Raw genomic sequence first — 24,141 nt, forward strand, 5'->3', positions numbered from 1 at the left:
ATGACGGTACCACTTAATGAATTAAGAGAAGAACTTCAGTATGACAAAACAAAAAATTGTGTTCAGTGTGGCTATTGTTTACCTGTATGCCCAACATATGTAACTTTCGGTACAGAAACTCACTCACCTCGTGGTCGGATTAATCTAGTAAAGATGGTTGGTGAAGGAAAGATTACAGATTTATCCGTTCTTGAAGAACCACTCAATTTGTGTTTGGGCTGCCGGGCGTGTGAGACAGCTTGTCCCACAGGTGTAGAATATGGTTCGATCCTAGAAGCAGCACGTGCAGCAATTGTAAAACGCAAAAAATTTTCCTTACCAGTACGTCTATTACGAAAAGTGATGCTGAAAAAAGTCATTCCGAACAAAAAGATGATGAATGTAGCTGGTCATTCTATCTGGCTATATAAAACAAGCGGATTACAAAAAGCTGCCCGGGCGTCTGGCATTATGAAAAATACCCCATATAACTTAGGCGAATTTGAGTCGATTATTCCTACTCCTACTTCCCCTATAGAGCGTAGTCGAGCATCAACCGAAGTGAAGGCAAAGCTAAAAGCAAAATATACTGTTGCATTTTTTACTGGCTGTATTATGGACTCTATGTTCCACACTATAAATCAACTATCTATAAAGTTACTTTCAGAAGTAGGCTGTGATGTTGTGGTGGTTCCGAAACAAACCTGTTGCGGAGCACTACAAGCTCATACTGGAGAAATGGACGAAGCACGTCACCTAGCAAAGCAAAATATTCTCGCATTCGAACAAATAAATGCCGATTTTATAGTAAATAATGCAGGAGGTTGCGGCGCCCAGCTTTATGAGTACGGACATTTACTTTCGAATGACGAAGAGTGGGCCGAAAAAGCTGCTGCTTTCTCTGCTAAATCAAGAGATATAAGCCAGGTACTTGTCGCTTGCGGTGGTTTGCCAGACTTACAGCCCCGTCATGGCGAAAGGGTGACCTATCAGCACTCTTGTCATATGACCAATGTTCAGAAAGTAAATCAAGAACCTTTGGAATTATTGAAAAGTATCCCTGGAATACAATTTATCGAAATGGAGCAAGCAAATATGTGCTGCGGATCAGCAGGCATTTATAATATCGTAAATTATGATGCTTCCATGCAGATTCTTGATGAAAAAATGAAGCATACGAAAGCTACAAACGCAACCGTTGTCATCACAACCAATCCAGGTTGCCTATTGCAGATGAAACTTGGTATAGAACGTGAAGGTCTCTCTCATTCTATGCGTGCCCTGCATCTAATTGAATATTTAGCGGAAGCCTCTGGGATCTCATGAGCTTCTCTCTCACTATTTGATCATGATCAATTCCAAAAACAAAAGAAGATTGAAATGATTTCATCCCAAGCCCCTTCTAAGTTCTTTCTTTTTTAAAGAATGAACCTCTCTCTATTTCTTACTGTATGAAACCCACTTTTTGTGGGTTTCATTTCAGAATAAAGCCATGACGAATCAACAAACATAGGAAAGTTCTCCCTGCATGCTATGGGCATCTTCATCTCCTAATTGATTTCCGATCATCCCCACCCTGCCATGACACGCTCATTGGCTTCTTTTTGATGTATATAGAGCTCACTCACGTCCTTTTTTCTAACACGACTTTTATCTTTCAACGACCTGCTGCGAAATTATCGATGTCTTTGCGGTGTTCTCATTTATTTCATGCCAATGTACAACTTGTTCATCTGCTTTTAATTCATCAATAAGATCAGTCATTATTTTCCTTTCCATTACGTTCCATCTCTTAATTCTAGTGCACCGATTATTTGTTTGCATGAGCAGACGACAATTTTTGAAATGTTTTTCTGAGCAAATTATTTGTTTGCATGTAACCATATCAATTACACTTCAGAAGAGAAAACATTTCAAGAAAGAAGGAAATCGTATGAAAAAAGATTTTGAGCCATTATTTGAACCATTTACGTTTCCAGGAGGTGCGTCTATTAATGGCCGGTTAGTCGTTGCGCCAATGACACACTTCGGTTCTCACGAGGATGGCACTATTTCTAAAGAGGAAATTGATTTCATTACAGCTAGATCTAGTGATATGGGCATGGTGATCACAGCATGTGCGAACGTGACTCCAGATGGTAAGGCATTTGAAGGACAGCCTTCTATCGCAAGAGATGAAGATATACCCGGCCTGAAAAAACTAGCTTCTGCGATTCAGGCAAAGGGAACAAAAGCCATCATTCAAATTCATCACGGCGGCTCTCAGGCTCTCCCTCACTTAGTTCCAAATGGTGATGTGGTTGCGCCAAGTGACGTGTTTAAAGATGGAAAGCAGATTGCACGCGCTTTAAAAGAAGAGGAAATTGTTCATATCATTGACTCTTTTAAAGAAGCGGCAAGACGAGCGGTCAAAGCAGGATTTGACGGCGTGGAAATCCACGGTGCAAACGGTTATCTATTACAGCAATTTTACTCTCCACATAGCAACCAGCGGACAGATCAGTGGGGAGGAAATGAAGAAAAGCGTCTAGCTTTCCCTATCGCTGTTGTGGATGCAGTGAAAGAAGCAATCGAAAAGCATGCGAAAAAACCGTTTATCTTTGGATATCGATTATCCCCTGAAGAACCAGAAACGCCTGGTTTAACGATGACAGAGACGTTTACCTTAGTCGATGTTCTTAAAACTAAAAACCTTGATTATTTGCATATCTCTTTAATGGAGATTGACTCTAAAGCAAGACGCGGTGCAGATACGGATAAGACGCGTATGGAGCTGCTAAAAGATCGCTGCGGCGATAACCTTCCGCTCATCGGTGTAGGCAGCGTCATTACAGCCGAAGATGCACTAAGTGCCTATAACCAAGGAATTCCGCTTATCGCTGTCGCACGTGAGCTAATCGTCGACCCAGATTGGGCAAAGAAGATTAAAGAAGGCAGAGAAAGCGAGATTGAAACTGTTATTAAACGCAGCCAAAAAGATCAATATTTGATTCCAGAAGGATTGTGGTCTGTTATGGAAGCAAGTCAAGGCTGGGTTCCGATGGAAGATTAATGTCATCAAAAAAACTACCCTCATGCGATTGGGTAGTTTTTTTGTGTCCTGATTATTTTAATTTAACGGTAAAAAGCTTAGATGTCTGTTTTTCAACAGATCCCTTTGGCTCTTTATCGAGATGCTCGATCAAGTCACCATTCATAATGACAATCGGTGTCACTGTACTTGCCGCTTTCTCTTCAATCAGTTCTAAATCACACGTAATGAGAGGGTCGCCGATCTTCACTTTATCGCCCTCTTTGATGTGCGCTTCAAATCCTTCACCATTTAATCCCACTGTTTCAAGTCCGATATGAATCAGAAGCTCAAGCCCTGAGAGTGTTCGAATGCCAATTGCATGTTTTGTATGGAAGAGCTGGATGAGTTCACCCTCTACTGGTGACACAATCGTGCCACTATTTGGTTTGACTGCTACGCCGTCTCCCATCATCTTTTGAGAAAAAACAGGGTCTGGTACATCCGTCATATCCATTAACTCTCCATCAGCTGGAGAATAAATGATTTCTTCTTTTACATCATCTTGGTTTTTCCCGAAACCGAATAATTTTTTCAGCAATGTCAATTGCTCCCTTCAAGCTTTGCTTCTATATCTATTCCGTGTATGAAACGCTGCGCTCATACACCTTGCTTCATTCAACACTATTTAATCATAATTTTTTCCTCTCATCAATTGATAACCGCCTGAGTCCTTTCTGCATAGGCTGTAGATGAGAGGTGATTCAAATGGAACATGAAGGCGAAAAGAAACATGAATTGCTGGCAAATGAAGATATTCTCTATGAAGCGATTGAACAATTTTTCGCATCCTCCCCGTTTCATGAGATATTAAATAGTGCGGAGGCACTCATGACCACATCGCATTCACTTGCATCGATTACGACCGATGTGACAGAGGATGAGCAGTTTGTGTATATCGCAATCCAATTTCCCGACCATTTTGTCGAAGGCGATATCGCACTAGAAGTAAAAGCCCAATATTTACACTTATCCGTACAGGAAACAATTAAAACGGATACAACTTCCACGTATTCGAGCTTTACAAAAACCATTTTAATGCCGGCAAAAATAGATGAAACGAACATGAAAAGCGTGTGGAAAGATCAAACGCTTCGTGTGACGGCACCAAAGCAAAGAGCCCAATAGATCCTTCTATTGGGTTTTAACTATGCTTTAAAAATGCTCGTAAATCCTTTCGCTAATGAGCCTACTTGATTCATCGTACTCATCATTTGCCCAGCTGTATCAAACATTTTGTTAAAGTCGAATTGTCCATTCGTTTTTTTGAATTGCGATAGCACACTTTTAAATTGAGATGATTGCTGTTTTTGCGGTCTTGGCAAAGGATAAGGGTTCATAGGCTGCTGCATGGGCATCATGCCTGGTGGCTGCATCTGGGGTTGATTGATCGCTTCGGGCGGCTGAAAAGGCGGCACATTTTCTTGATATCCATAAGGCGGCGGATAGACAGCAGGTGATGCCTGGCTCATTCCACCTTGATGTGGCGGCATAAAATATTCTGGAGGCTGCGGAGGCTGCTGCTGCATTTCTGGATACGGAAATGGCCCTTGATTGAATGGATTGAATTCATACGGCTGCTGGTTTGAATAAGGGATCATATATCTCGCTCCTCTCGCTCTCAGCGCATAGTCTTGTCACTCACATATTATGACGAAAAGCAGAAGATGTGCCTAAAGCAGCCATAAGAAAAACGCAGCGATGTCTTCAGCTGCGCTTGTTGATTTCTTCTATTAAAAGGTTCAGTGTGTAAATCACTGACTCAACTAAATTTTTCACACGGGGTGCATGCTGTTTGCCAAAATAAGATTGCAGGACAACCTCTTTCCCATTTTCTTTGACGGCTTCAAGCTGTTCTTCGTGTAAATATCTAGGCTTCGCCAGATGAATAAACGAGATCGCAGCAGTGAGCCACTCTTCCATTTTCTGATCAAATGACTCAACGGCCGGCTGAATTTCTGTGTGAAAATCATATACGGGGTATTCCTCTTCAGCCTTTCCCTTTTGGTACTGCTCATACGCCTCTTCGATCCATATTCTCAGCTCTTGTGTATGTTCAAGTAATGTTTGATTATCCAAAGTGTTCACCTCTATGAACCATCCTATCAAACGTTTACTTATTGCTCAAATAGAAAGCTACCCTGCGTGGTATGCCGGTCTTGCCGCCAGTTGATACTCAGCTGCGTGAATCTTCACTTCACAGTCCTTTACTTCTGATTCAAGCCTGTCTATCATTTGTTCTTGCTCCTCTATGGCTGCACGTGTTGTTTCGTTCACAGCAAGAGACAGCTCTTCTTCCACCGCATCAATTTTTCGCTCGATTTCCTCTAATAACTGCAAAATGGATTCTTTTGATACAAATTCGCTCATCATCAGATTCCTCCTTTATCGTCTCTCGTTACATTCTCTTTTCTTTCACACCCTCCTTCACACATGACAAAACTAGAAGCAAATCGCCAATCTAAGTGTAGATGAGCGCTATTTCTTCCTTTTCGACATATGCTTGTCCTTCTTTGTATGATTGCGTCCGATTGTGTAAATTCTAAGGACAAAGGAGGTAGATTTCATGAAAAAGCAGCCAGCACCAAAAGAGCAAAAGCCAAAAGGGAAAGAAAACAGTACAGACCAGCTTGATAAAAAGCTCGGCGGTCCTAATCGACCATCCACGTAAAAAAAGCAGGTACCCCCTGCTTTTTATTTATGCAAAAAATAGTGCTCTAATGAGAAAAGAAAACGAAGCTGTCTTTTTTTATGAAAATACCAGTCGGTCAGCTCAATTTGTTTTGGCAATGTCTCTGCATCAAACAAAGATGAGCTCAATTTCTTTTGAAACCAATCTTCTCTTTGATCGTCTAATGAATGTGTCATCACTGGATAAACAGTTCGAAGAAAAGGTGTTGACCTTCTAGCGATCCCTAAAAACGGCTCAAAATCAAACCGTGATCCGGTATGCGGAACAGTATGCAAAAAATGATAAAAACCCGAAAATAAATCGGCCCGAAATAATAGTTTCGCTAGTTTTTTCCCTAATGAAATACGCTCCTTTACGTGGGAAAACTTCCGTATGGTTAACCCGTACAAATGCCCGTCCACCGTTGGAAAAACAACGGTTTGAAAATGTCCCCACTCACTAAACAGATATTGAATCGAGTGAAAAACATTCTTTTTCAGTAGAGGATTTTGTATAATAGGAGATTGTATAGTATATTGTTCATTTATGATGAGTGCATAAAGCAGGCGCTCTGTGTCACGCTTTAGCCAAAAACGTTCCCACTCAGTGCTCATAAAACGAGATACAGAAAAATACGGAAGCAGATGGAACAAGGGTTTGCCGCACCGCTTAGACCATTCATACAAAAGAAGCTGAGGGTAAGCATCCGAAAAGATCAGCCAATTCGCTCTTTCATATGCTGTGAAAAAAAGGTGCCCCTCTTGATCTGTTAAACCTGGATGGAAGAGCTCGCCCTTTAGATCCGTCATAGACCATCCAGCATTTCTCGAGACAAAGGAAGCAAGCAGCGACCATTTCATCTCTGGATGACGATCATAAAAGCGCTTGTAAGCATTTGTCCTCGTCAGGTTGTCTTTATTTTTCACTTTCGTTTCACGCAATATATGCTGAGTGATGATGTACTCTTCTTGTGACAACATAGGTATCTCTCCAATACAAAATGCATTAAAAGGAGGCTGAAACTTGATGATTCGGTATCCAAACGGAAAATCGTATCAGCCCATTCAACCAATTGGGACAAAAAAAAGAATCAGCGGCGAATCCTCTTATAGTAACCGTGGGATGACGCTTGAGGCTGACTTAAATGAAACCAACCAGTACTATTTGGTCAATGGGATCGCAGTCATTCATAAAAAGCCTACCCCCGTTCAGATTGTGAATGTGGATTATCCAAAAAGAAGCGCTGCTGTGATCAAAGAAGCCTATTTTAAGCAATCATCCACAACAGACTATAATGGAGTGTACAAAGGGCGCTATATCGATTTTGAAGCAAAGGAGACCAAAAGCACCACCTCGTTTCCGCTCAAAAATTTCCACGACCATCAAATTGAGCATATGAAACAGGTTGAAAAGCTAGGCGGCATTTGTTTCGTTATTATATCCGCATTTGGCTCCGTTTATTATTTGCCCGCTTCAGATCTCTTTTTCTTCTGGGAGCGGCAGAAGCTAAACGGCCGAAAATCCATTAGTAAAGATGAATTAATGGAAGCCGGCCACTTAATGACACTTGGATATTCGCCAAGAATTGATTATATTAAAGTAGTGGAGACACTTCATTTTTCGGATGAAAGTGAGTAGCAATGACGTTCGAAAAAGGTTTAACACGAAAGGTTGAGATGTGATGTCTGATCAATTTACAAGTCGTGAACAGCGACGTAAAGCAAGTCAAGAAAACAATAAGAAGCAAAAGAACAAAAAAGGCAAAAAGAAAGCAGGTCTATTTAAAAAAATATTTTTATCTTTACTCGTGATCGGTCTTCTTTGTGTAGTGGCCGGAATCACAACTTTTGCCGTTTTTGCATCGAGCGCTCCTTCAATTGATGATAGTAAGCTCAAAACACCGTATTCTTCAAAGCTTTATGACATAGACAAGAAAGTGTTTGCAGAAGTCGGTGCGGAAAAAAGAACGTATGTCTCGATTAAAGATATACCCGATGTGGTAAAAGAAGCATTTATCGCAACGGAAGATGCACGTTTTTATAAACACCACGGGATAGACCCAATCCGTATTGGCGGTGCCCTTGTCGCAAACGTCGAGGACGGCTTTGGAGCTGAAGGTGGAAGTACAATTACACAGCAAGTTGTGAAAAACACTCTACTTAACAATCAAAAAACGTTAAAACGTAAAGTACAGGAAGTATGGCTCTCGATTCAGCTTGAGCAAAAGTACTCTAAAGATGAAATTTTAGAAATGTATTTAAACCGCATTTTCTTCTCACCTTATGCTTACGGTGTTGGGAAAGCGGCTGAACAATTTTTCGGCGTGACAGATTTAAATAAACTAACGGTTGCACAGGCTGCCACACTTGCAGGTATGCCGCAGAGTCCTTCTGCTTATAACCCAGTGAAAAATCCTGAGGCAGCGGAAAAACGCCGCAATATCGTGCTAGGGCTCATGAAAAAACAAGGCTACATTTCAGAGAAAGACTATGAAGTTGCAAAAGCAACCCCTGTCAGCAAAACTGTCATCCCTGCTGATAAATATAAGAGCCAGAACTCAAGTAAGTATTCTGCTTATATTGAAGAAGTCATGGAAGAAGTACAGAAAAAAGCCAAAGTGGATGTATCAACTGATGGACTAAAAATCTATACATCACTTGATCGAAAAGCTCAGGATCACCTAGATGATATTATCAATGGAGATTCAGTTGGATTTACGAAAGGTATGCAGGCAGGTGTTACTCTGCTTGATACGAAAAATGGTGAAATTCGCGCTATTGGCGGTGGACGTGATGTACCAGCCGGCGGCTTTAACTATGCGACTGATGCAAAACGTCAGCCAGGTTCAACAATCAAACCAATTTTAGATTACGGTCCAGTCATTGAAAACAAAAAATGGTCAACGTACCAGCAAATTGATGATGCGCCGTATACGTACTCAAACGGTACACCAATTAATAACTTTGACAGAAGACATTTAGGGAAAATGTCGATGAGAAGTGCTTTGGCACAATCACGAAACATCCCTGCCCTAAAAGCTTTCCAAGAAGCTGGCACAGACAATGCCGTTCAATTCGCCAATAATTTAGGTATGGACTTACCGTCTGACATTCCTGAGTCTTACTCAATCGGTGGATTTGACGATGGCGTGTCCTCTCTAAAAATGGCTGGGGCCTTTAGTGCATTCGGTAATAATGGATATTATAACGAACCGCATGCTGTCAAGTCTGTTGAATTTAATGACGGTACAAAGCTTGACCTAACGCCAGATTCCAAAGCGGCTATGAGTGATTACACAGCCTTTATGGTCACAGATATGCTGAAAACTGCTGTCCAATCTGGAACTGGGACACTTGCACAAGTACCGAACGTTCAAGTAGCTGGTAAAACAGGTACAACGAACTTTACACAAGATGATATCAATAAATACAATATTCCTTCTGGCGGTGCGAAAGATTCGTGGTTTGTTGGTTATACGCCGCAATATACAGCAGCCGTTTGGACTGGAATCGGTAACTCAAAAGATGCGGACGGCAAAATGTGGCTCACAGATTATGAGCAGCGTGTTGCCAAACTCGTCTTCCAGCGATTAATTTCTCAAATTGATGATGGAAGCGGCTCATTTGAAAAACCAGACAGTGTCGTAGAAGCTACGGTTGAAAAAGGATCGGATCCAGCGAAATTGGCCGGACCAAATACACCTAGTGAGAAGAAGACAACAGAATACTTTGTAAAAGGTACGGTTCCGACAAAAGTGTCTGACACATATGAGAAAAAAGAAGCTGATAAGCCTTCTGATTTAAAAGCAGTGTATGATGAAGAGAAAAAATCCATCACACTGACTTGGGGCTATGATAACGACGCAGATGCTACATTTAATGTAAAACAAGCGGTAGATAACGGCGGCTATAAAGAGATTCAAAACAGTTCTGCTAAAGAAGCGGTCATCTCTGATGTAAAGCCTGGCTCTACTTATAAATTCCAAGTGACAGCCACTGTAGAGGATGTCACAAGTAAAGCAGCTTCTACCTTCCTCACCATCAAAGATGATGAAGATAAGGAAGAAAAAGCAGATGATGAGAACAAAGAAGAAGAAGAACCGCAGCAGCCTGACGACGAGCAGACAGACCAGACTGACGATAACAAAAATCAACCCCCAGGCACTGATGAGCAAAAGCCAGATGATAAAAAAGATCCAGACAAAGATAAGGATCAGGATCAAGGCGGAAATACGGAAAACGGAAATAATGGTTCTTCCGATGATGGCTCAGACAGTACAAATGGGAACGGCAATTCACAAACTGACAATAAAGATAAAAAGAAAGATGATGCAAAAACGAACTCTCAAAACTCAAGTTCGCAATCAACTTCTCCTAATCGAAAAGAAAATGAATAATGAAAAAGCACTTGCCTATATGGCAAGTGCTTTTATTGTTGACAAAGTGCTAAAATGATGTTTATTTTAGCACTTTGTCTTCTTTTCAGCGTGATAGAAAACCTTTGAAGTCTAGGAAGGGCGAGCACTGGCGCGGAGCGAATTGAACATTCGTGAGCACTAGCGCGCAGACCTGACAACGAATGCGAGGGTTTGTCTACACGCTGAGCACTTGCCTATATGGCAAGTGCTTTTTTAACGGTTTTGTCTGATTTTTTTAAGTGCTTCATATTTTCCATACTGCTTTTTTAGTTCTGTGTATAGCTCGTCTAGTTGAATGAAGCAGTGATATTGAGTCGGTTTTACCAATATGAACTCTAAACGTTCTGTCCAATTAATAGGAGCAACAGGAAATGTCTCTTGCTTAATATGTTCCCAATCAAGCGTTTGCAGTCTCTCCCCTTTGATCCAGTAAAACATCGCAATCATACTGACAATCCCTTGAAGCATATCATCTTCTTCACACCGGGACTTTCTTGTTTGAAAACGAGGAAGCATTTTTTCTTTTAATTCATTCCACAGTTCGAACATCACAGGAACAAATTCTTCTGTTTTCTGCCATGGAAGTTCATCTCTTAAAGGTTCTGAAGATAGATCATATGCGAGTGGATGCTCTCTAAGGATGTCTACTCGATCGCCTTTCATCTCTACCTTTTTCCCTTTTAGTTTTTCGACATATGAGGAAAAAACAACTGCCCCGCTCATGCCAGCTTCACCAATCCTTTTTTCAGCCTCTTCTGCCCTTCTCTACACATATCAAGAAGCGGACAAGATTCGCACTGCGGACGTTGCGCTTTGCAGTGATATCTGCCAAAAAAGATCAGGCGGTGATGCGTCACAGACCAATCTTCTTCTGGCACTTTTTTCATTAAGGTTTGTTCTACTTCGAGAACAGAATCCTTCCAGCGGCAGATTCCCAGTCTCTTGCTAACACGTTCTACATGTGTATCCACTGCAATTGCCGGCACCCCAAAAGCGACCGAAACAACGACATTTGCTGTTTTCCGGCCCACCCCAGGAAGCTTCACAAGCTCGTCCCGATCCTTTGGCACTTCGCCGCCATATTCTTCAATCAGCATTTTGCTCAACTTTTGAATGTTTTTGGCTTTATTTCGATAAAGGCCAATCGAACGAATATCTTGCTGCAATTCTTCAAGCGGTACACTTAAATAGTCTTCTGGTGTTTTATATTTTTGAAATAACGTTTTGGTCACTTTGTTGACAAGCACGTCTGTACACTGCGCAGAGAGTGCTACAGCGATCACAAGTTCAAATGGATTCGAATGAACAAGCTCACACTCGGCCTCTGGAAACATATCTCCTATAATATCTAAACATTCATTGATTTGTTTTTTTGATAACATGACTTCTCCTTCATTGGTTATTGTTCCAGCCAATTATAAAAAGGAACTTGTCGCTTATATGTTGACGTCTCTTCTTTTGATGGTGGCGCTTTTTGCTGAGAACGGAAATGCTGGCTATGCTCTTTTGCTTCTTCCGCTGTTTTTAGCCCTTTCTTTTTCCACTCAAACAGAATTCGGTCGATATAACGGAAATTTAATTTTCCTGATAAAACCGCTTCTCTTAATGCTAGGCGAATCATTTCAGCATCATGATGGTCTTGATCCATCCATATCGAGAGTGTTTCTCCTTCAAGAGGAGAGAGCGGTCTGCCAAATTCATCTTCAAATAAAGCATATAAAGACTTTTCAGCCTGTACGTGAAGTTTTTGACCTTCCTTCGCTTGTTTTGCCTCTAAAAAGTCATACAGCACGCCCCATAAAGGCTCAACTGAGTAACGGTCATGCTGAATACCAGACCCGTCTTCAAACGGCTGAATCGAAATAAATCCTTTTTGAATTAAATGCTGAACCATATACGCACACTCTTCAGCTGAAATGGTCATGCCATGGGATAGCTCTTCAAATGTTTGAAAGAACACACCTTGTTCTTCATTCATTTTAATCTTAAGCATCACCATCATTTGTGATTCATTCAGTCCTAACTGCTCATAATGAGCAATCAGCAAATTAGGCAAACTGGTCGAACCCATTTGCTGCATATTAATAAATTGCTGCCTATTCATCGGATACACCTCTTCACTTTAAGTATATCACGTTTTATTTCACGTGCCCCTTCAAAAAACGTTTGAAAAAGCCTCCATATGTTGGAGGCTTTCACGTCTTAAGGATATAAACGGTTTAATAATCTTGGGAAAGGAATGGTTTCACGCACATGCGGCGCTCCACTAATCCAAGCAACAGTACGTTCAAGTCCAAGACCAAAACCTGAATGCGGTACAGAACCATATTGTCTTAATTCTGTGTACCATTTGTATGTTTCTTGATCTAGCCCATGTTCTTTCAATCTTGCTTCAAGCAGCTCTAGATCATGGACACGCTCAGATCCGCCAATGATCTCTCCGTAGCCTTCTGGTGCAATCAAGTCTGCACAAAGAACGACATCATCACGATCTGGTGCAGGCTGCATGTAAAATGGTTTTAATGATGTTGGATAATGAGTGATAAACACTGGTTTATCGTAGCTTTCAGCGATCGCTGTTTCGTGAGGTGCGCCGAAGTCATCTCCCCATTCAATATCGTCAAAGCCTTTTTCTTGCAAGAATTTAATTGCTTCATCGTAAGTGATGCGCGGGAATGGTGCTTTGATATTTTCTAATTTTGCTGTATCACGGCCAAGTGTATGCAGTTCCACTTTACAGTTTTCAAGTACACTTTGAACCACATGAGTCACATAATTTTCTTGGTACTCAAGGTTTTCATTAAATTCGACAAAAGCCATCTCAGGCTCGATCATCCAAAACTCAATTAAATGACGTTTAGTTTTAGATTTTTCAGCTCTAAATGTTGGACCGAATGAGAATACTTTTCCGAGTGCCATTGCCGCAGCTTCCATGTAAAGCTGTCCACTTTGAGAAAGGTACGCATCTTCATCAAAATATTTCGTCGCAAACAGCTCCGTTGTACCCTCAGGTGCACTTCCAGTTAAAATTGGCGGGTCTACTTTCACGAAGCCTTCTTGATGGAAGAACTCATATGTAGCACGAATGATTTCGTTACGAATTTTCATAATGGCATGCTGCTTTTTAGAACGAAGCCATAAATGACGGTGATCCATTAAGAATTCTGTTCCATGCTCTTTTGGTGTAATCGGGTAGTCAGTTGCTTCGTGAATCACTTCAATGGATTTCACTTGCAATTCAAAACCAAGAGGTGAACGCTCGTCTTTTGTTACTTGTCCTGTCACATAGACAGATGTTTCTTGAGTGACTGATTTCGCAAGCTTAAAGACTTCCTCTTCCACTTCTGCTTTTACTACGACTCCTTGAATAAAGCCTGTCCCGTCACGCAGCTGCAAGAATGCAATTTTACCGCTTGAACGTTTATTGGCAATCCATGCGCCGATGGTTACATCTTCATCGACATGTTTGAACACTTGATTAATCGTTGTTTTCAACATAATTCCCTCCAAAGCCAGAAAGAAACTCACCTTTTCGATAGGTGTGATTCTTTTTTCATACATTTTATTATAACCGTTCTAAATCAGCATGGTCAACGCAAGACAGGAGAAACTATGGTGTTACATTTTTTTCCACATGTCCTGTTGAGAAGTCGACATAGCTAAAGCTGTATTGATTGTTTTCATTTAAGTACGTCACTTCCCAAAGGAGTACGTCACCTTCTCTTGCTAATTGAACGTCCTTTAGCTTAGAGACTGTGTTCTCCTTTTGAACAGCTTGTACTGCTTGATTTGAGGTAATACCGTCTTTTGCTTTTTTTGCAATCACTTTTTCTTTTTTGCTGGCAGGTACCCAAACATAGGTTGTTTCATTTTGTTTGTTTTTCCCTTCAACAATAAATTGTTTTTCTTTTCCGACAAAGGTTTCTACTTGCTCCACTTGTACGATGTTTGCTTGTTTTTTTGCTCGTTCAATCGCCGCCTCATGACCTTGTTCCTTTTGCCCCATGGCAATCTGATAAATCCACGTAAAGCTGATGATGCCAATGAGCAAAACGAGAGCCACAACGGATGAAATGATCCAAACTATTTTTTTCATGTCAAGCTTCCCCTATGTGCGATATATTGTAAATATCGCTTGATTTTGATCTTCTTGATCTAATGCCAATCCAAACATGAGATCTTCTCTTTTAAGCGTTCTGTTCAATAAGTCAACAATTTTATACAGGTCCTCTGAATGCTTAATGTGAACAGTTGAAAGTACCTCTATTTTACTTTCCACTTCTAATTCCTCCTCGGTACGTAAATATTGTTAGTCATACTTTTCGGCGCGGGAACCGATACTATTTTTACAACGGAACACAAAAAGCCGTTACGATAAATTAACTCCAAACCCACACCAGCTAAAGGCCGCTTATGACAGCGGCTTTTCGTTGTTGAGTTTCTCTATATACGCCTCAAGTGATTCTTTTGACATCTCGTGGACTGGCGCAAGAGGGAGTGATTCTAAAAATAGCTTTCCATATGACGCGGTTTTCACTCGGCGGTCTAAAATGAGCAATGTCCCTATGTCTTTTTCAGAGCGCAGCAAGCGTCCTGCACCTTGTTTAAAGGTTAACACAGCTTCTGGGAGTGCAACGGCTTTAAACGGGTTCTTTCCCTGTTTTTTAGCGGCATCACATTTTGCTTCAATGAGCGGTGAATCAGGCGGCCGAAACGGGAGGCGTGCCATAATGACTGTTGTCAGCTCTGATCCTGGAAAATCGACACCTTCCCAAAAACTACCCGTACCAAGTAAAATCGCATGTTTTGCTAATTTGAACATCTTCGTTAATTTAACAGGGCTACCGCCCGTCAGACCTTGAGCAAAAAGGGCGGCTTGCATCCCTTCTGTTTTCAGTTCATCATACACTGCTTTTAACATCTCATGTGAATTAAATAACACCAATATTTTCGCTTGATGCTGCTTTTCCATCATCTTAATGTACCGTACTGATTGCTTTACATAGTCGCGCTCATCACGGTTCGTAATCGGCGGCATATCAGCTGGTACGATAACCTTGAGCTGTTTTTCAAGTTCAAACGGTGACTCAATCTGTACAAGATGCGGATAAAAATCCTGCAGACCAAATCGTTCTAAGCAATAATCAAAGCGCCCATTGATTGTGAGTGTCCCCGATGTGAGGACAACACTTTTTTTGTTCATAAAAAATCGATCCGCTAAAAGCTCTCCAGTATCTAGCGGCTGTGCATGCATAAAGACAGCATTTTTGGCACCTTTTGCATCAATCTCAATCCAAACCGTTTCATCGTTTTTCGGTTCAAAAATGAATCGGTACAGCGTACTGCAAAATGTATGCATAAACGACATCACTTGATCGTATTCCTCTGCTTCAAACGCAAAGTGCTCTGTCAACTGATCACTTTTTTGAAGAAGCTCGCTTTTTTGCTGCTCATACAGCTTTTCACAAGCAATTAACAAAGAACAAAGCTTACTTGCCGTCTCTTTAATCCGTTTCCACTGCGCATGCTTCGAATGATGACGGACTCTATGAATGAGACGATTGATGTCTGCTTTTGGTTTTGTCCTTTTGACAAAAGAATGAACGGTACTAAAAAAGGCGTCACTTTCCATTTGAAGCTGATGAAGATACTCATCCATTTCGATAAAGGTGTCCGTCTGTAAGCCGGCACCGTGAAATCTCTTTTTGAGCTTCTTTAACAGACCGCCCTGCATGGAGCCAAGCTGCGTTAATTTCGCATGAAGCTGAATATACGACGCACTATCCCCTAGCGTTTCATTGGCTGTTTTCTCAAATTGGTGAGCCTCGTCAATCACATATACGTCAGCATGCTGAAAGATAGATGATGCTTCCGTTTGTGATAAGAGCAGGCGATGATTCGTTAAAATTAAATCAGCTGTTTTGGCCCTTCTTTTCGCACGCTCATAAAAGCAGTATTCTTTAAAGCGGCGCTTTTTCGATGTAAACGGCATGTGCACACACGAAATCCGGTCTTTTATATTGGCAGCTCCCGACGGTAAATTTAGTTCAGATAAATCACCCGTTTCTGTCACAAGGAGCCACATTAATATTTGCGCCTTCGTTAAGACCACATCATAATTATCATCTTCCTCATGCAGCACATGCTCAAACTTATCTAAGCAAATATAATGCGCCCGACCTTTGAATACACAGGCTGCTGGCTCAAATGGAAGCAATTGATTTAAAATCGGCACATCACGCTGAAGCATTTGCTGCTGCAAAAGAATGGAATATGTACTAATAATGACAGGTTTTCCTGATTTCTTTGCTTCTAATGCAGCTGGTATGAGGTATGCGAGCGTTTTTCCAATACCTGGTGCCGCTTCAATTAAAGCATAAGCTCTTTCATGAAACACATCTCTCACTTTATTCATCATCTTGAGCTGGCCTTCTCTTACTTCATAGCCTTCCACTGTGTGGGGAAGCTTCTTTTTGATCTCCTCAAATAGCTGTTCATCGTCTTCCCCTACTGAATCTGTCGTATCCTTTTCAGAATTGGTGACATCTTTAACAGCAAAAGAGCCGACTTCTACCAAAGAATCTTCGCGGCTAGCATCACTCGTTTCAAGCTGCTGGATTAAAAGTCCTATATCACTTAAGAGATAAGAGGATAATCTGCGCAGCTGCTTTAGCACATTTGGCGGTGTATGTGTTAATTGATGGAGTAAGGTTAAAAATAACATGGCAGTAACTTCCGCATCACTATCCGCCCTGTGCGGGTGGTCATGTGGAAGCATGAGCTCTTCGCTTAATTCAGTGAGCTTATAGCCTTCAAGCTCTGGATAAAGAATTCTAGAAATTTCAACTGTATCAATCGCTAGCACATCCAGCTCATTTTTCCCGCATGCTTTTAGTTCATCATTTAAAAAATTCAAGTCAAAATGAACATTGTGCGCAACAAAATAAGCGCCTTGAATGAGATCATACACCTCTTGGGCAATGTCCTCAAAAAACACTGCATCGTCTACCATATGCTGCTGAATGCCTGTCAGCTGTTCAATAAATCCAGGGATCACTTTTCCCGGGTTCACATATTTTGAATACCGTTCGACAATTTGTCCATTTTCAATGACCACCGCAGCAATTTGAATGATTTTATCACCCTTTTTAGGTGAATTTCCGGTGGTTTCAATATCAACGACAACAAACCTTTGATCGGCCATAAAATGGACACCTCAATTCCTCGTTCCACTCGAAGTGAAACACGCTCTGGGCAAAAATAGCTGAAACAGAACAGCTCCTTTTCTTAAACTGTTCTGTTTCATTGCAGCATGCGTTATAAAATCGTTCTCGCAGGCTCTTGCCCAATCATTTGTTCAATTTGATTTTCTTTATTTAACACGACCACTTTTGGTGTATGTGTCTTTGCTTCTTCTTCTGAAAGCATCCCATAAGCAATAATAATCACTTCATCACCCGGCTGAACCAATCTTGCTGCTGCGCCATTTAGACAAATGACACCGCTCTTTCTTTCACCGGGAATAATATATGTTTCAAGTCTCGCGCCATTATGATTATTGACAATCTGTACTTTCTCATTTGCCATCATACCTGCCGCATCAAGTAAATCTTCGTCAATGGTGATGCTTCCTACATAATGTAAGTTTGCTTCTGTTACTGTCGCTTTATGAAGTTTAGAAGTCATAAAGGTTCTATACATGCTTTTCACCGCTTTCAGGAACATGGAATATCACATTATCAATCAGTCTTGCCCGTGAGAATTTCACCGCAATCGCAATGATGACCTGACCTGCTAACTGCTGAAGCGGCTCAAGCTCTGGATAGGAGTAAATCTCAATATAATCAATTTCCCCGCTCGTTTGAAGAATTTCTTCTTCTACCAACTGATAAATGCGACTGACGTCACGTTCACCTTTTTCAACCGCTGACTGTCCTTTTTTCAATGCGCGGTACAAAGCAGGAGCTTCTTGTCTTTCTTTATCAGACAAGTACACATTTCTTGAACTTTTCGCTAAACCGTCTTCTTCCCTAACTGTCGGCACTGAGACAAGATGAAGATCAAAGAAGAAATCCTTGATCATCGCATCGATCACAGCGACTTGCTGTGCATCCTTTAAACCAAAGTATACATTTGTTGGTGCTACAAGATGAAATAGCTTTGTCAGCACAGTCACAACGCCGTCGAAATGTCTTGGGCGTTTTTTCCCACATAAGACATCAGTCCGCTTTTGAACCGTCATCGTGATCGATGGTTCATTTGGATACATTTCTTTCACATCAGGTGTAAATAAAATATCTACCCCTGCTTCTTCTGCAAGACGCTGATCTCTTTCCATATCCCTTGGATAGGATTCAAAGTCTTCGTTCGGTCCAAACTGCAAAGGATTGACAAAGATGCTCATTACCACAATGTCATTTTGATCCCTTGCTTCTTTCGCAAGCGTCAGATGTCCTTCATGAAGAAAGCCCATCGTTGGAACAAAGCCGATGGAATGCTGTTTTTCTTGATGCAGCTTGATCAATTCCTTCAACTCGTGAATATGGGTGACAACGTTCATTTTTTGATCCCCCCATATAAACCATCAAGGACTTCTTCTTTGATATGAAATGTATGCTTGTCTTCTGGAAATGTGTGTGCTTTTACTTCTTTCGTATATTGAATAAGCGCTTCTTCTAATACAGTATCAATTTGCGCGTATTGTTTCACAAACTTAGGTGTTCTAGACACTCCGTATCCTACCACATCATGGTAAACGAGAACTTGTCCGTCTGCCTCAGCCCCTGCACCAATCCCGATCACAGGAATTTTCAGCATGTCGGTAATTCGTTTTGTCAGTTCGCCAGGTACGCATTCAAGCACAAGTGCAATCGCACCAGCTTCCTCACATTTTAAGCTGTCTTCAATCAATTTCTGCGCACTTTCGTGGTCTTTTCCTTGCACTTTATACCCGCCAAGTACTCCAACTGACTGAGGTGTGAGGCCTAAATGACTGACGACAGGAATCCCGCCTCTTGTGAGAGCTTGAATGGATTCAAATACGCCATCTCCGCCTTCTAGCTTTAAGGCATCCGCACCGCTTTCTTGCATGATGCGTGCTGCGTTTTTCAATGTTTCTGCTAATGAATAATGGTAAGACATAAATGGCATATCCGTCACAATAAATGTGTCTTTTGCGCCTCTTTTCACTGCTTTTGTGTGATGAATCATGTCATCGATCGTGACTTGTACTGTCGAATCGAGTCCAAGTACAACCATCCCAAGTGAATCACCGACTAAGATCATGTCGACTTCCGCTTTTTCTGCTTGCTTTGCAGATGGATAGTCGTATGCTGTCAGCATTACAATTGGTTCATTTTGTTCTTTCATTTTGAAAAAATCTAGCTTTGTCTTCATTTGTTCCTCCTCATTCTGGAGAGGAGATGGCTTGCCTCACATCACATGTTTTGATCTCTCATGCGCGGCGAATCATCCCTCTGTCCAAGTCCCTTAGGATCAAGGCAGAAATTTATCAAATTTTTGTTTCTAACAGGTACAGCTCTTTTCAGATACTGCCCACACGAAGTATATCAAAAATGTGCCGGGTGTTCCACTTAAGTTGACTTGATCTCGATGTCTGCGGAGTAGATTTTTTGGATCCCTTCCTCCGTTTCAAGCAATAAAACACCTTCTTCATTGATTCCGAGCGCTTTTCCAGTGTATTGCCCATTGACGGTGCGGGCCACAATATGCTGCCCGATCGTCATCGCAAACGATTCCCATAATTGTTTAATGGGCGCAAATCCTTGCTTCATATAATCAGCATACCTTTTTTCAAAGGTGGACATGATCTGTTGGATGAGCGCAGCACGGTCCACTTTTTCATTCAATTCCATTCGCAGGCTCGTGGCGACATCCTTTAGTTCCTCCGGAAAGTCATCAGCCGTTTGGTTCACATTAATGCCCGGGCCAATAATCACTGCATGAACCTGGTCCGCCTCTGCTTTTAATTCAGTCAGAATGCCAACGACTTTTTTCCCGTTTAACAAAATATCATTTGGCCATTTAATGGATGGACTGAGTCCTGTTTGCTCTGCAATGGCTTCTGCGATGGCTACAGATGCTAAAAGCGTCATCTGCGGCGCTTTGTGCAGCGGAATTTCAGGCCGTAGAATGAGACTCATCCAGATGCCTGTCCCATTTGGTGAATGCCACATTCTTTGAAGGCGGCCTTTCCCGTTTGTCTGATGATCACTGACAACGAGCGTGCCGTGGGGCGCACCTTCATTTACAAGATCATGGGCAATCAGCTGTGTGGAGGCGACTTCTTTCTGAAAATAAATGTGCCTGCCAAAGCTCTCTGTGTCGAGACCAAACAGAATTTCGTCCTCACTAATTTTGTCCGGTTTACGCAGCAGGCGATATCCTTTTCTTCTGACGGCTTCTACCTCATAGCCCTCTTTTCTGAGGTCCTCTATATGCTTCCAGACAGCCGTTCGAGAACAGCCAAGCTCATCACAAATTTGCTGACTTGAGACAAAATCCTGGCTAGATGCTGTAAATAGTTCGATTAATCGTTTTCTAATTGCTGATCGCATGCTGTAAGCCACTCCTCTATGGCTTCTTTTCGGTTTTCTAAATGATTGTGCAGAACGGCCTTTTTCACCAAATCAAGCTCTTCTGCGATCCATTTTCCTGATGTCTTTTGCCGAAAGGCCATTAAATCTTTTCCTGAAACAGCGAGGTCTTGAAGCGTTTTAATCGGCAGTGCATCATAAGAACGCTTCGCTGCCTCCAGCTCGTCAAAGAAAATGCGGCGCTCGTGTTTTAGCTGTGAGATCTTCAAGCTAGATAAGAGCACGTGTTCACCAGCCTCAAACATCTTCTCCGCATCCCAGTCACAATCGACGTATTGACTAATAGCCACAGCGTCTTTCAAAAGCTTTGTTGACAGCTTCCATTCTTTTAAGAAGAGCACAGCCTCCGCTTCATCTAAGCCAAGCAAATGGATAAAAGCCCCCCATACCTCTTCCAGTCCATCCAGTAAGTAATACGGAAATGACTGAAAGGATTCTTGCAGACGATCCTTTTTGAGACCCGGCAATTCTTCATACAATTTGGTAGAAATGAGCACCTTGATCGCCCGCTCACAATAACGACCTTTTAAAAGCTTTTCCATTTCAATCTTTTTGCGTTCAACGGATATGTTGGCAAGCAGGCGCTTATCTTTTTTCATCGCTTCAGCCGTCTCAGGAGCGAGCTCAAAGCCAAGCTGGCTTAAAAAACGGACCGCTCTCATCATACGAAGCGCATCTTCCTGAAAGCGGCACGCAGGATCTCCTACGGTTTGAATTCGTTTCCGCTCAATATCCTTTTTTCCCTCTACATGGTCAATAATCTCCCCATTTATATCCATGGCCATCGCATTGATTGTTAAATCTCTTCTTAAAAGATCTTCCTTCAAGGATGTGATAAACGCCACTTCTTTCGGTCTGCGAAAATCTTCATATTCTGATTCAGTTCGAAACGTCGTCACCTCATAGCTGACCCCATCATGTAACACAATGACAGTGCCATGCTCCTTGCCAACATCAACTGTTTTTTCAAATAAAGACTCGACCGTATCAGGCGTTGCATCGGTTGCTATATCAATATCACCGATTTCCCTGCCTAACAGGACATCTCTCACTGCTCCGCCGACAAAGTAAGCCTGATGCCCATGTTCGTGCAGTGTATGTAAAATAGGGATCGCATGTGTGAATGGTTCATTCATCTTCATCATCACCTTCGATCAATTCTAGGTAAAGCTCTTCATATTCACTCACTATTTTTTCAGAAGAGAAATGGGCTTGAACGCTAGACTGGGCCGCCGCTGACACTTGCTCATGAAGCGCTTTGTTTTTGAGTATTGAGACTGCGTGTTTAGCTGCCGCTTCTATATCGCCGAGCGGGACAAGGAAACCTGTCTCTCCATGTTCAATGACCTCTGGTATTCCGCCAACATCTGTTGCAATACAAGGGACACCGCAGGCCATTGCTTCAAGAAGTACAAGCCCAAAGCTCTCCTTCTCAGAAAGCAGCAGCTTCAAATCACTAATTGAATAAAGCTCCTCTACCTTCTCTTGCTTTCCTAAAAACAACACACGATCAGTTAGTTCCAGCTTTTTCACAAGATCGCATACAACCGACTTTTCAGGACCATCACCAATCAGCAGCAGCTTTGCATGCACCTGGTCAGAAATCTTTTTAAAGACATGAATCACGTCATGCACGCGCTTTACCTTTCGGAAGTTCGATACATGGATGATGACCTTTTCGTCCTGCATGAGACCATAATGTTTCTTCAGCACTTCATGATCTTCACGCAAATACACACGCTCATCGACGAAATTATGGATCGTATCGATTTTTTTATCCGGTTTAATCAGATCATACGTCTGTGCAGCTAATGAATGCGACACAGCTGTTACCCGGTCTGATGATTCGATGGCAAACCGAATCACTTCCTTTAAAGATGGATCATAGCCTAAAACCGTAATATCCGTCCCGTGAAGCGTGGTAACGACTTTCACTGTGTGTCCCGTCATTTGCTTCGCTAAGAACGCACAGACGGCGTGAGGGACCGCATAATGCGCGTGAATAATATCGAGCTTCTCTCGTTTTGCGACTTCCGCCAATTTACTAGCTAGTGCAAGGTCATAAGGTGGATATTGAAAAACAGCATATTGATTGACATCCACCTCATGAAAATAAATATTCGGATACACTTTATTGAGCCTAAACGGAATACTTGAGGTAATGAAATGAACATCGTGCCCTTTTTCAGCTAAACGTTTTCCAAGTTCCGTCGCAATAATGCCCGATCCGCCGACACTTGGATAACAAGTGATTCCGACCTTTAGTTTTTTCATAATTCCCCCCCAAGTAAGTCGTCATCGATCAAAAGTGGTTTCTTTGTGATAAACCCTTCTGCATAAGCTTTATTGACTTCTCTTCCATACATAGACTCTCTCATTTTCACAAAATCAATATACCCGTTCACAAGAGGTGTCTCCACTGAATGCGCCGATTTTACAAATTGGCTTTGATACGCATGCAAGCTATCAATCTTTTGGTGCATTTCCTCAGAAATATCAATCACAAAATCTGGACGATGATGGCCGTTAATCATGTAATAATACATCTGACTTATTTTATGCGCTGGCTGCTTGTATGAATCTTCAAATTTATGTATACCTGCCGAAAAAGCAGCCTCTTCTACAAGTGAACCCGCATGACCATGATCTGGATGCCGATCTTGGTGATGCGGAGCAAAAATTAGCTTCGGTTTGTATGTACGAATCACGCCCGCAATGTCCTTCATTGCTTCGTCATTTAAATAAAGACCTCTGTCTGGCAGCGTGAGCTGGATTCGCGTTGACACGCCTAAAATGGCGGCAGCCGCTTTCGCTTCCTCTTTACGGCTCTCTACCGTTCCATTCGAGGATAATTCAGCCTGGGTCAAGTCGCAAATTCCGACACGCGCCCCTTTTTTTACGTATTTTGCAATCGTTCCGCCCATACCGATCTCTACATCATCGCTATGGGCTCCGAATGCAAGGATATCAAGTCGTTTCATTTGTTCCTCCGTTTTTTGCTACATCTCGAAAATCAAACGTACCTTTATTTAAATTCCTGACTAAAATCTCTGCGGTCCCCATATTGGTGGCAAGTGGAATGGTATACACATCGCATAGCCGAATAAGTGCAGATACATCCGGTTCATGCGGCTGCGCGGTAAGCGGGTCTCTAAAAAAGAGCACAAGATCCATTGCATTATCAGCAATTAAAGCACCAATCTGCTGATCTCCTCCAAGTGGTCCTGACTGAAAACGATGAATGGGAAGCCCCGTCGCTTCTTTCACTCTCAAACCTGTTGTCCCTGTTGCGTAAAGTGTATGATTTGCCAATATATCACGGTACGCAATGGCAAATTGGATCATGTCACTTTTTTTCTTATCGTGAGCGATTAAAGCAATGTTCATC

The 24,141-nt window shown here is 41.9% G+C and carries 26 protein-coding genes; 6 read left to right on the forward strand and 20 right to left on the reverse strand.

What is annotated here, in order from left to right; translation table 11 throughout:
- Together NSQ36_RS10030 and NSQ36_RS10035 are read left to right on the forward strand one after the other, a co-directional pair.
- Window positions 1–1,305 carry a (Fe-S)-binding protein gene (locus tag NSQ36_RS10030; protein ID WP_050943870.1) on the forward strand — a complete coding sequence of 435 codons (1,305 nt, stop codon included), beginning with the start codon at window positions 1–3 and terminating at the stop codon, window positions 1,303–1,305.
- 607 nt (window positions 1,306–1,912) lie between these two features.
- Window positions 1,913–3,031, forward strand: a complete 1,119-nt coding sequence (locus NSQ36_RS10035; RefSeq protein ID WP_309216843.1) for an NADH-dependent flavin oxidoreductase — start codon at window positions 1,913–1,915, stop codon at window positions 3,029–3,031.
- Between the two features lie 52 nt (window positions 3,032–3,083).
- Here the strand turns inward: NSQ36_RS10035 and NSQ36_RS10040 are convergent, their stop codons facing one another.
- Window positions 3,084–3,590, reverse strand: coding sequence for a PTS glucose transporter subunit IIA (locus NSQ36_RS10040; RefSeq protein ID WP_339205622.1), 507 nt, complete (start codon window positions 3,588–3,590; stop codon window positions 3,084–3,086).
- A gap of 167 nt (window positions 3,591–3,757) precedes the next feature.
- On the opposite strand from NSQ36_RS10040, the gene NSQ36_RS10045 reads away from it, so the two are divergent.
- Window positions 3,758–4,177 carry an Hsp20/alpha crystallin family protein gene (locus NSQ36_RS10045; RefSeq protein ID WP_339205624.1) on the forward strand — a complete coding sequence of 140 codons (420 nt, stop codon included), beginning with the start codon at window positions 3,758–3,760 and terminating at the stop codon, window positions 4,175–4,177.
- A gap of 20 nt (window positions 4,178–4,197) precedes the next feature.
- Here NSQ36_RS10045 and NSQ36_RS10050 read toward each other — a convergent pair whose 3' ends face one another.
- The 3 genes from NSQ36_RS10050 to NSQ36_RS10060 all read right to left on the reverse strand — a co-directional run bounded on the left by NSQ36_RS10050 (window position 4,198) and on the right by NSQ36_RS10060 (window position 5,419).
- The gene (locus NSQ36_RS10050) at window positions 4,198–4,650 is read right to left on the reverse strand and encodes a YppG family protein (protein WP_050943868.1); all 453 of its coding nucleotides are present in this window, start codon (window positions 4,648–4,650) and stop codon (window positions 4,198–4,200) included.
- A gap of 106 nt (window positions 4,651–4,756) precedes the next feature.
- Window positions 4,757–5,128 (reverse strand): YppE family protein, encoded by a 372-nt coding sequence (locus tag NSQ36_RS10055; RefSeq protein WP_137055055.1) that lies wholly within the window; start codon window positions 5,126–5,128, stop codon window positions 4,757–4,759.
- A gap of 57 nt (window positions 5,129–5,185) precedes the next feature.
- A complete protein-coding gene (locus NSQ36_RS10060; protein ID WP_223251159.1) occupies window positions 5,186–5,419 on the reverse strand; it encodes a DUF5446 family protein in 234 nt (77 codons plus the stop codon).
- Window positions 5,420–5,615: 196 nt separating this feature from the next.
- On the opposite strand from NSQ36_RS10060, the gene sspM reads away from it, so the two are divergent.
- Window positions 5,616–5,720 (forward strand): acid-soluble spore protein SspM, encoded by a 105-nt coding sequence (gene sspM / locus NSQ36_RS10065; protein ID WP_012010346.1) that lies wholly within the window; start codon window positions 5,616–5,618, stop codon window positions 5,718–5,720.
- Between the two features lie 23 nt (window positions 5,721–5,743).
- On the opposite strand, the gene NSQ36_RS10070 is transcribed toward sspM, so the two are convergent.
- Entirely contained in the window at window positions 5,744–6,700 is a 957-nt protein-coding gene (locus tag NSQ36_RS10070) for a DUF2515 domain-containing protein (RefSeq protein WP_251190383.1), read from the reverse strand.
- 46 nt (window positions 6,701–6,746) lie between these two features.
- On the opposite strand from NSQ36_RS10070, the gene recU reads away from it, so the two are divergent.
- The gene (gene recU / locus NSQ36_RS10075) at window positions 6,747–7,358 is read left to right on the forward strand and encodes a Holliday junction resolvase RecU (protein WP_050943864.1); all 612 of its coding nucleotides are present in this window, start codon (window positions 6,747–6,749) and stop codon (window positions 7,356–7,358) included.
- Window positions 7,359–7,401: 43 nt separating this feature from the next.
- Window positions 7,402–10,116, forward strand: coding sequence for a PBP1A family penicillin-binding protein (locus NSQ36_RS10080; RefSeq protein ID WP_050943863.1), 2,715 nt, complete (start codon window positions 7,402–7,404; stop codon window positions 10,114–10,116).
- Window positions 10,117–10,350: 234 nt separating this feature from the next.
- On the opposite strand, the gene NSQ36_RS10085 is transcribed toward NSQ36_RS10080, so the two are convergent.
- From NSQ36_RS10085 to mgsA, 15 genes are all read right to left on the reverse strand, one after another.
- Window positions 10,351–10,860 (reverse strand): YpoC family protein, encoded by a 510-nt coding sequence (locus NSQ36_RS10085; RefSeq protein ID WP_003215857.1) that lies wholly within the window; start codon window positions 10,858–10,860, stop codon window positions 10,351–10,353.
- Window positions 10,857–11,519, reverse strand: coding sequence for an endonuclease III (nth, locus tag NSQ36_RS10090; protein WP_012010351.1), 663 nt, complete (start codon window positions 11,517–11,519; stop codon window positions 10,857–10,859). Before nth ends, NSQ36_RS10085 begins: the two co-directional genes overlap by 4 nt.
- A 17-nt stretch (window positions 11,520–11,536) precedes the next feature.
- Entirely contained in the window at window positions 11,537–12,241 is a 705-nt protein-coding gene (locus NSQ36_RS10095; protein WP_034661036.1) for a DnaD domain-containing protein, read from the reverse strand.
- Window positions 12,242–12,339: 98 nt separating this feature from the next.
- Window positions 12,340–13,632 (reverse strand): asparagine--tRNA ligase, encoded by a 1,293-nt coding sequence (asnS, locus tag NSQ36_RS10100; RefSeq protein ID WP_088001079.1) that lies wholly within the window; start codon window positions 13,630–13,632, stop codon window positions 12,340–12,342.
- Between the two features lie 115 nt (window positions 13,633–13,747).
- Window positions 13,748–14,233 carry a cell wall elongation/penicillin-binding protein regulator TseB gene (tseB, locus tag NSQ36_RS10105; protein ID WP_050943862.1) on the reverse strand — a complete coding sequence of 162 codons (486 nt, stop codon included), beginning with the start codon at window positions 14,231–14,233 and terminating at the stop codon, window positions 13,748–13,750.
- A 12-nt stretch (window positions 14,234–14,245) separates the two neighbouring features.
- Window positions 14,246–14,416, reverse strand: coding sequence for a YpmA family protein (locus tag NSQ36_RS10110; protein WP_003215469.1), 171 nt, complete (start codon window positions 14,414–14,416; stop codon window positions 14,246–14,248).
- Between the two features lie 132 nt (window positions 14,417–14,548).
- Window positions 14,549–17,341 (reverse strand): ATP-dependent DNA helicase DinG, encoded by a 2,793-nt coding sequence (dinG, locus tag NSQ36_RS10115; protein WP_339205628.1) that lies wholly within the window; start codon window positions 17,339–17,341, stop codon window positions 14,549–14,551.
- A 113-nt stretch (window positions 17,342–17,454) separates the two neighbouring features.
- On the reverse strand, window positions 17,455–17,838 hold the full coding sequence (panD, locus tag NSQ36_RS10120) for an aspartate 1-decarboxylase (protein ID WP_034620444.1): 384 nt from the start codon (window positions 17,836–17,838) through the stop codon (window positions 17,455–17,457).
- The gene (gene panC / locus NSQ36_RS10125) at window positions 17,831–18,697 is read right to left on the reverse strand and encodes a pantoate--beta-alanine ligase (RefSeq protein ID WP_226803628.1); all 867 of its coding nucleotides are present in this window, start codon (window positions 18,695–18,697) and stop codon (window positions 17,831–17,833) included. The genes panD and panC overlap by 8 nt, the downstream gene beginning before the upstream one ends.
- Complete coding sequence (gene panB / locus NSQ36_RS10130; protein WP_058014831.1) at window positions 18,694–19,533, reverse strand: 3-methyl-2-oxobutanoate hydroxymethyltransferase; 840 nt, start codon at window positions 19,531–19,533, stop codon at window positions 18,694–18,696. The genes panC and panB overlap by 4 nt, the downstream gene beginning before the upstream one ends.
- 197 nt (window positions 19,534–19,730) lie before the next feature.
- On the reverse strand, window positions 19,731–20,714 hold the full coding sequence (locus tag NSQ36_RS10135) for a biotin--[acetyl-CoA-carboxylase] ligase (RefSeq protein ID WP_253622471.1): 984 nt from the start codon (window positions 20,712–20,714) through the stop codon (window positions 19,731–19,733).
- Entirely contained in the window at window positions 20,687–21,889 is a 1,203-nt protein-coding gene (locus NSQ36_RS10140) for a CCA tRNA nucleotidyltransferase (RefSeq protein ID WP_339205631.1), read from the reverse strand. Before NSQ36_RS10140 ends, NSQ36_RS10135 begins: the two co-directional genes overlap by 28 nt.
- Window positions 21,882–23,027, reverse strand: a complete 1,146-nt coding sequence (gene bshA, locus NSQ36_RS10145; RefSeq protein ID WP_050943857.1) for an N-acetyl-alpha-D-glucosaminyl L-malate synthase BshA — start codon at window positions 23,025–23,027, stop codon at window positions 21,882–21,884. Before bshA ends, NSQ36_RS10140 begins: the two co-directional genes overlap by 8 nt.
- Window positions 23,024–23,734: a bacillithiol biosynthesis deacetylase BshB1 gene (bshB1, locus tag NSQ36_RS10150; protein WP_137055047.1), complete on the reverse strand. Its 711-nt coding sequence runs from the start codon at window positions 23,732–23,734 to the stop codon at window positions 23,024–23,026. Before bshB1 ends, bshA begins: the two co-directional genes overlap by 4 nt.
- The gene (gene mgsA, locus NSQ36_RS10155; RefSeq protein WP_050943855.1) at window positions 23,721–24,140 is read right to left on the reverse strand and encodes a methylglyoxal synthase; all 420 of its coding nucleotides are present in this window, start codon (window positions 24,138–24,140) and stop codon (window positions 23,721–23,723) included. The genes bshB1 and mgsA overlap by 14 nt, the downstream gene beginning before the upstream one ends.
- Window position 24,141: the final 1 nt, after the last annotated feature.

Origin of the sequence: Bacillus sp. FSL W8-1143 (assembly GCF_037965155.1) — a bacterium.
Taxonomy (GTDB): domain Bacteria; phylum Bacillota; class Bacilli; order Bacillales; family Bacillaceae; genus Bacillus; species Bacillus pumilus.

Bases quoted from the DNA above. Each gene is read 5' to 3' on its own strand.
- NSQ36_RS10030 (WP_050943870.1), top strand. From the start codon at position 1: ATGACGGTACCACTTAATGAATTAAGAGAAGAACTTCAGTATGACAAA.
- NSQ36_RS10140 (WP_339205631.1), bottom strand. From the start codon at position 21,889: ATGAATGAACCATTCACACATGCGATCCCTATTTTACATACACTGCAC.
- tseB (WP_050943862.1), bottom strand. From the start codon at position 14,233: ATGAAAAAAATAGTTTGGATCATTTCATCCGTTGTGGCTCTCGTTTTG.
- NSQ36_RS10135 (WP_253622471.1), bottom strand. From the start codon at position 20,714: ATGCGATCAGCAATTAGAAAACGATTAATCGAACTATTTACAGCATCT.
- panC (WP_226803628.1), bottom strand. From the start codon at position 18,697: ATGAACGTTGTCACCCATATTCACGAGTTGAAGGAATTGATCAAGCTG.
- NSQ36_RS10045 (WP_339205624.1), top strand. From the start codon at position 3,758: ATGGAACATGAAGGCGAAAAGAAACATGAATTGCTGGCAAATGAAGAT.
- bshB1 (WP_137055047.1), bottom strand. From the start codon at position 23,734: ATGAAACGACTTGATATCCTTGCATTCGGAGCCCATAGCGATGATGTA.
- NSQ36_RS10080 (WP_050943863.1), top strand. From the start codon at position 7,402: ATGTCTGATCAATTTACAAGTCGTGAACAGCGACGTAAAGCAAGTCAA.
- NSQ36_RS10070 (WP_251190383.1), bottom strand. From the start codon at position 6,700: ATGTTGTCACAAGAAGAGTACATCATCACTCAGCATATATTGCGTGAA.
- NSQ36_RS10050 (WP_050943868.1), bottom strand. From the start codon at position 4,650: ATGATCCCTTATTCAAACCAGCAGCCGTATGAATTCAATCCATTCAAT.
- panB (WP_058014831.1), bottom strand. From the start codon at position 19,533: ATGAAGACAAAGCTAGATTTTTTCAAAATGAAAGAACAAAATGAACCA.
- nth (WP_012010351.1), bottom strand. From the start codon at position 11,519: ATGTTATCAAAAAAACAAATCAATGAATGTTTAGATATTATAGGAGAT.
- dinG (WP_339205628.1), bottom strand. From the start codon at position 17,341: ATGGCCGATCAAAGGTTTGTTGTCGTTGATATTGAAACCACCGGAAAT.
- NSQ36_RS10095 (WP_034661036.1), bottom strand. From the start codon at position 12,241: ATGAATAGGCAGCAATTTATTAATATGCAGCAAATGGGTTCGACCAGT.
- NSQ36_RS10060 (WP_223251159.1), bottom strand. From the start codon at position 5,419: ATGAGCGAATTTGTATCAAAAGAATCCATTTTGCAGTTATTAGAGGAA.
- sspM (WP_012010346.1), top strand. From the start codon at position 5,616: ATGAAAAAGCAGCCAGCACCAAAAGAGCAAAAGCCAAAAGGGAAAGAA.
- bshA (WP_050943857.1), bottom strand. From the start codon at position 23,027: ATGAAAAAACTAAAGGTCGGAATCACTTGTTATCCAAGTGTCGGCGGA.
- panD (WP_034620444.1), bottom strand. From the start codon at position 17,838: ATGTATAGAACCTTTATGACTTCTAAACTTCATAAAGCGACAGTAACA.
- NSQ36_RS10085 (WP_003215857.1), bottom strand. From the start codon at position 10,860: ATGAGCGGGGCAGTTGTTTTTTCCTCATATGTCGAAAAACTAAAAGGG.
- NSQ36_RS10035 (WP_309216843.1), top strand. From the start codon at position 1,913: ATGAAAAAAGATTTTGAGCCATTATTTGAACCATTTACGTTTCCAGGA.
- recU (WP_050943864.1), top strand. From the start codon at position 6,747: ATGATTCGGTATCCAAACGGAAAATCGTATCAGCCCATTCAACCAATT.
- mgsA (WP_050943855.1), bottom strand. From the start codon at position 24,140: ATGAACATTGCTTTAATCGCTCACGATAAGAAAAAAAGTGACATGATC.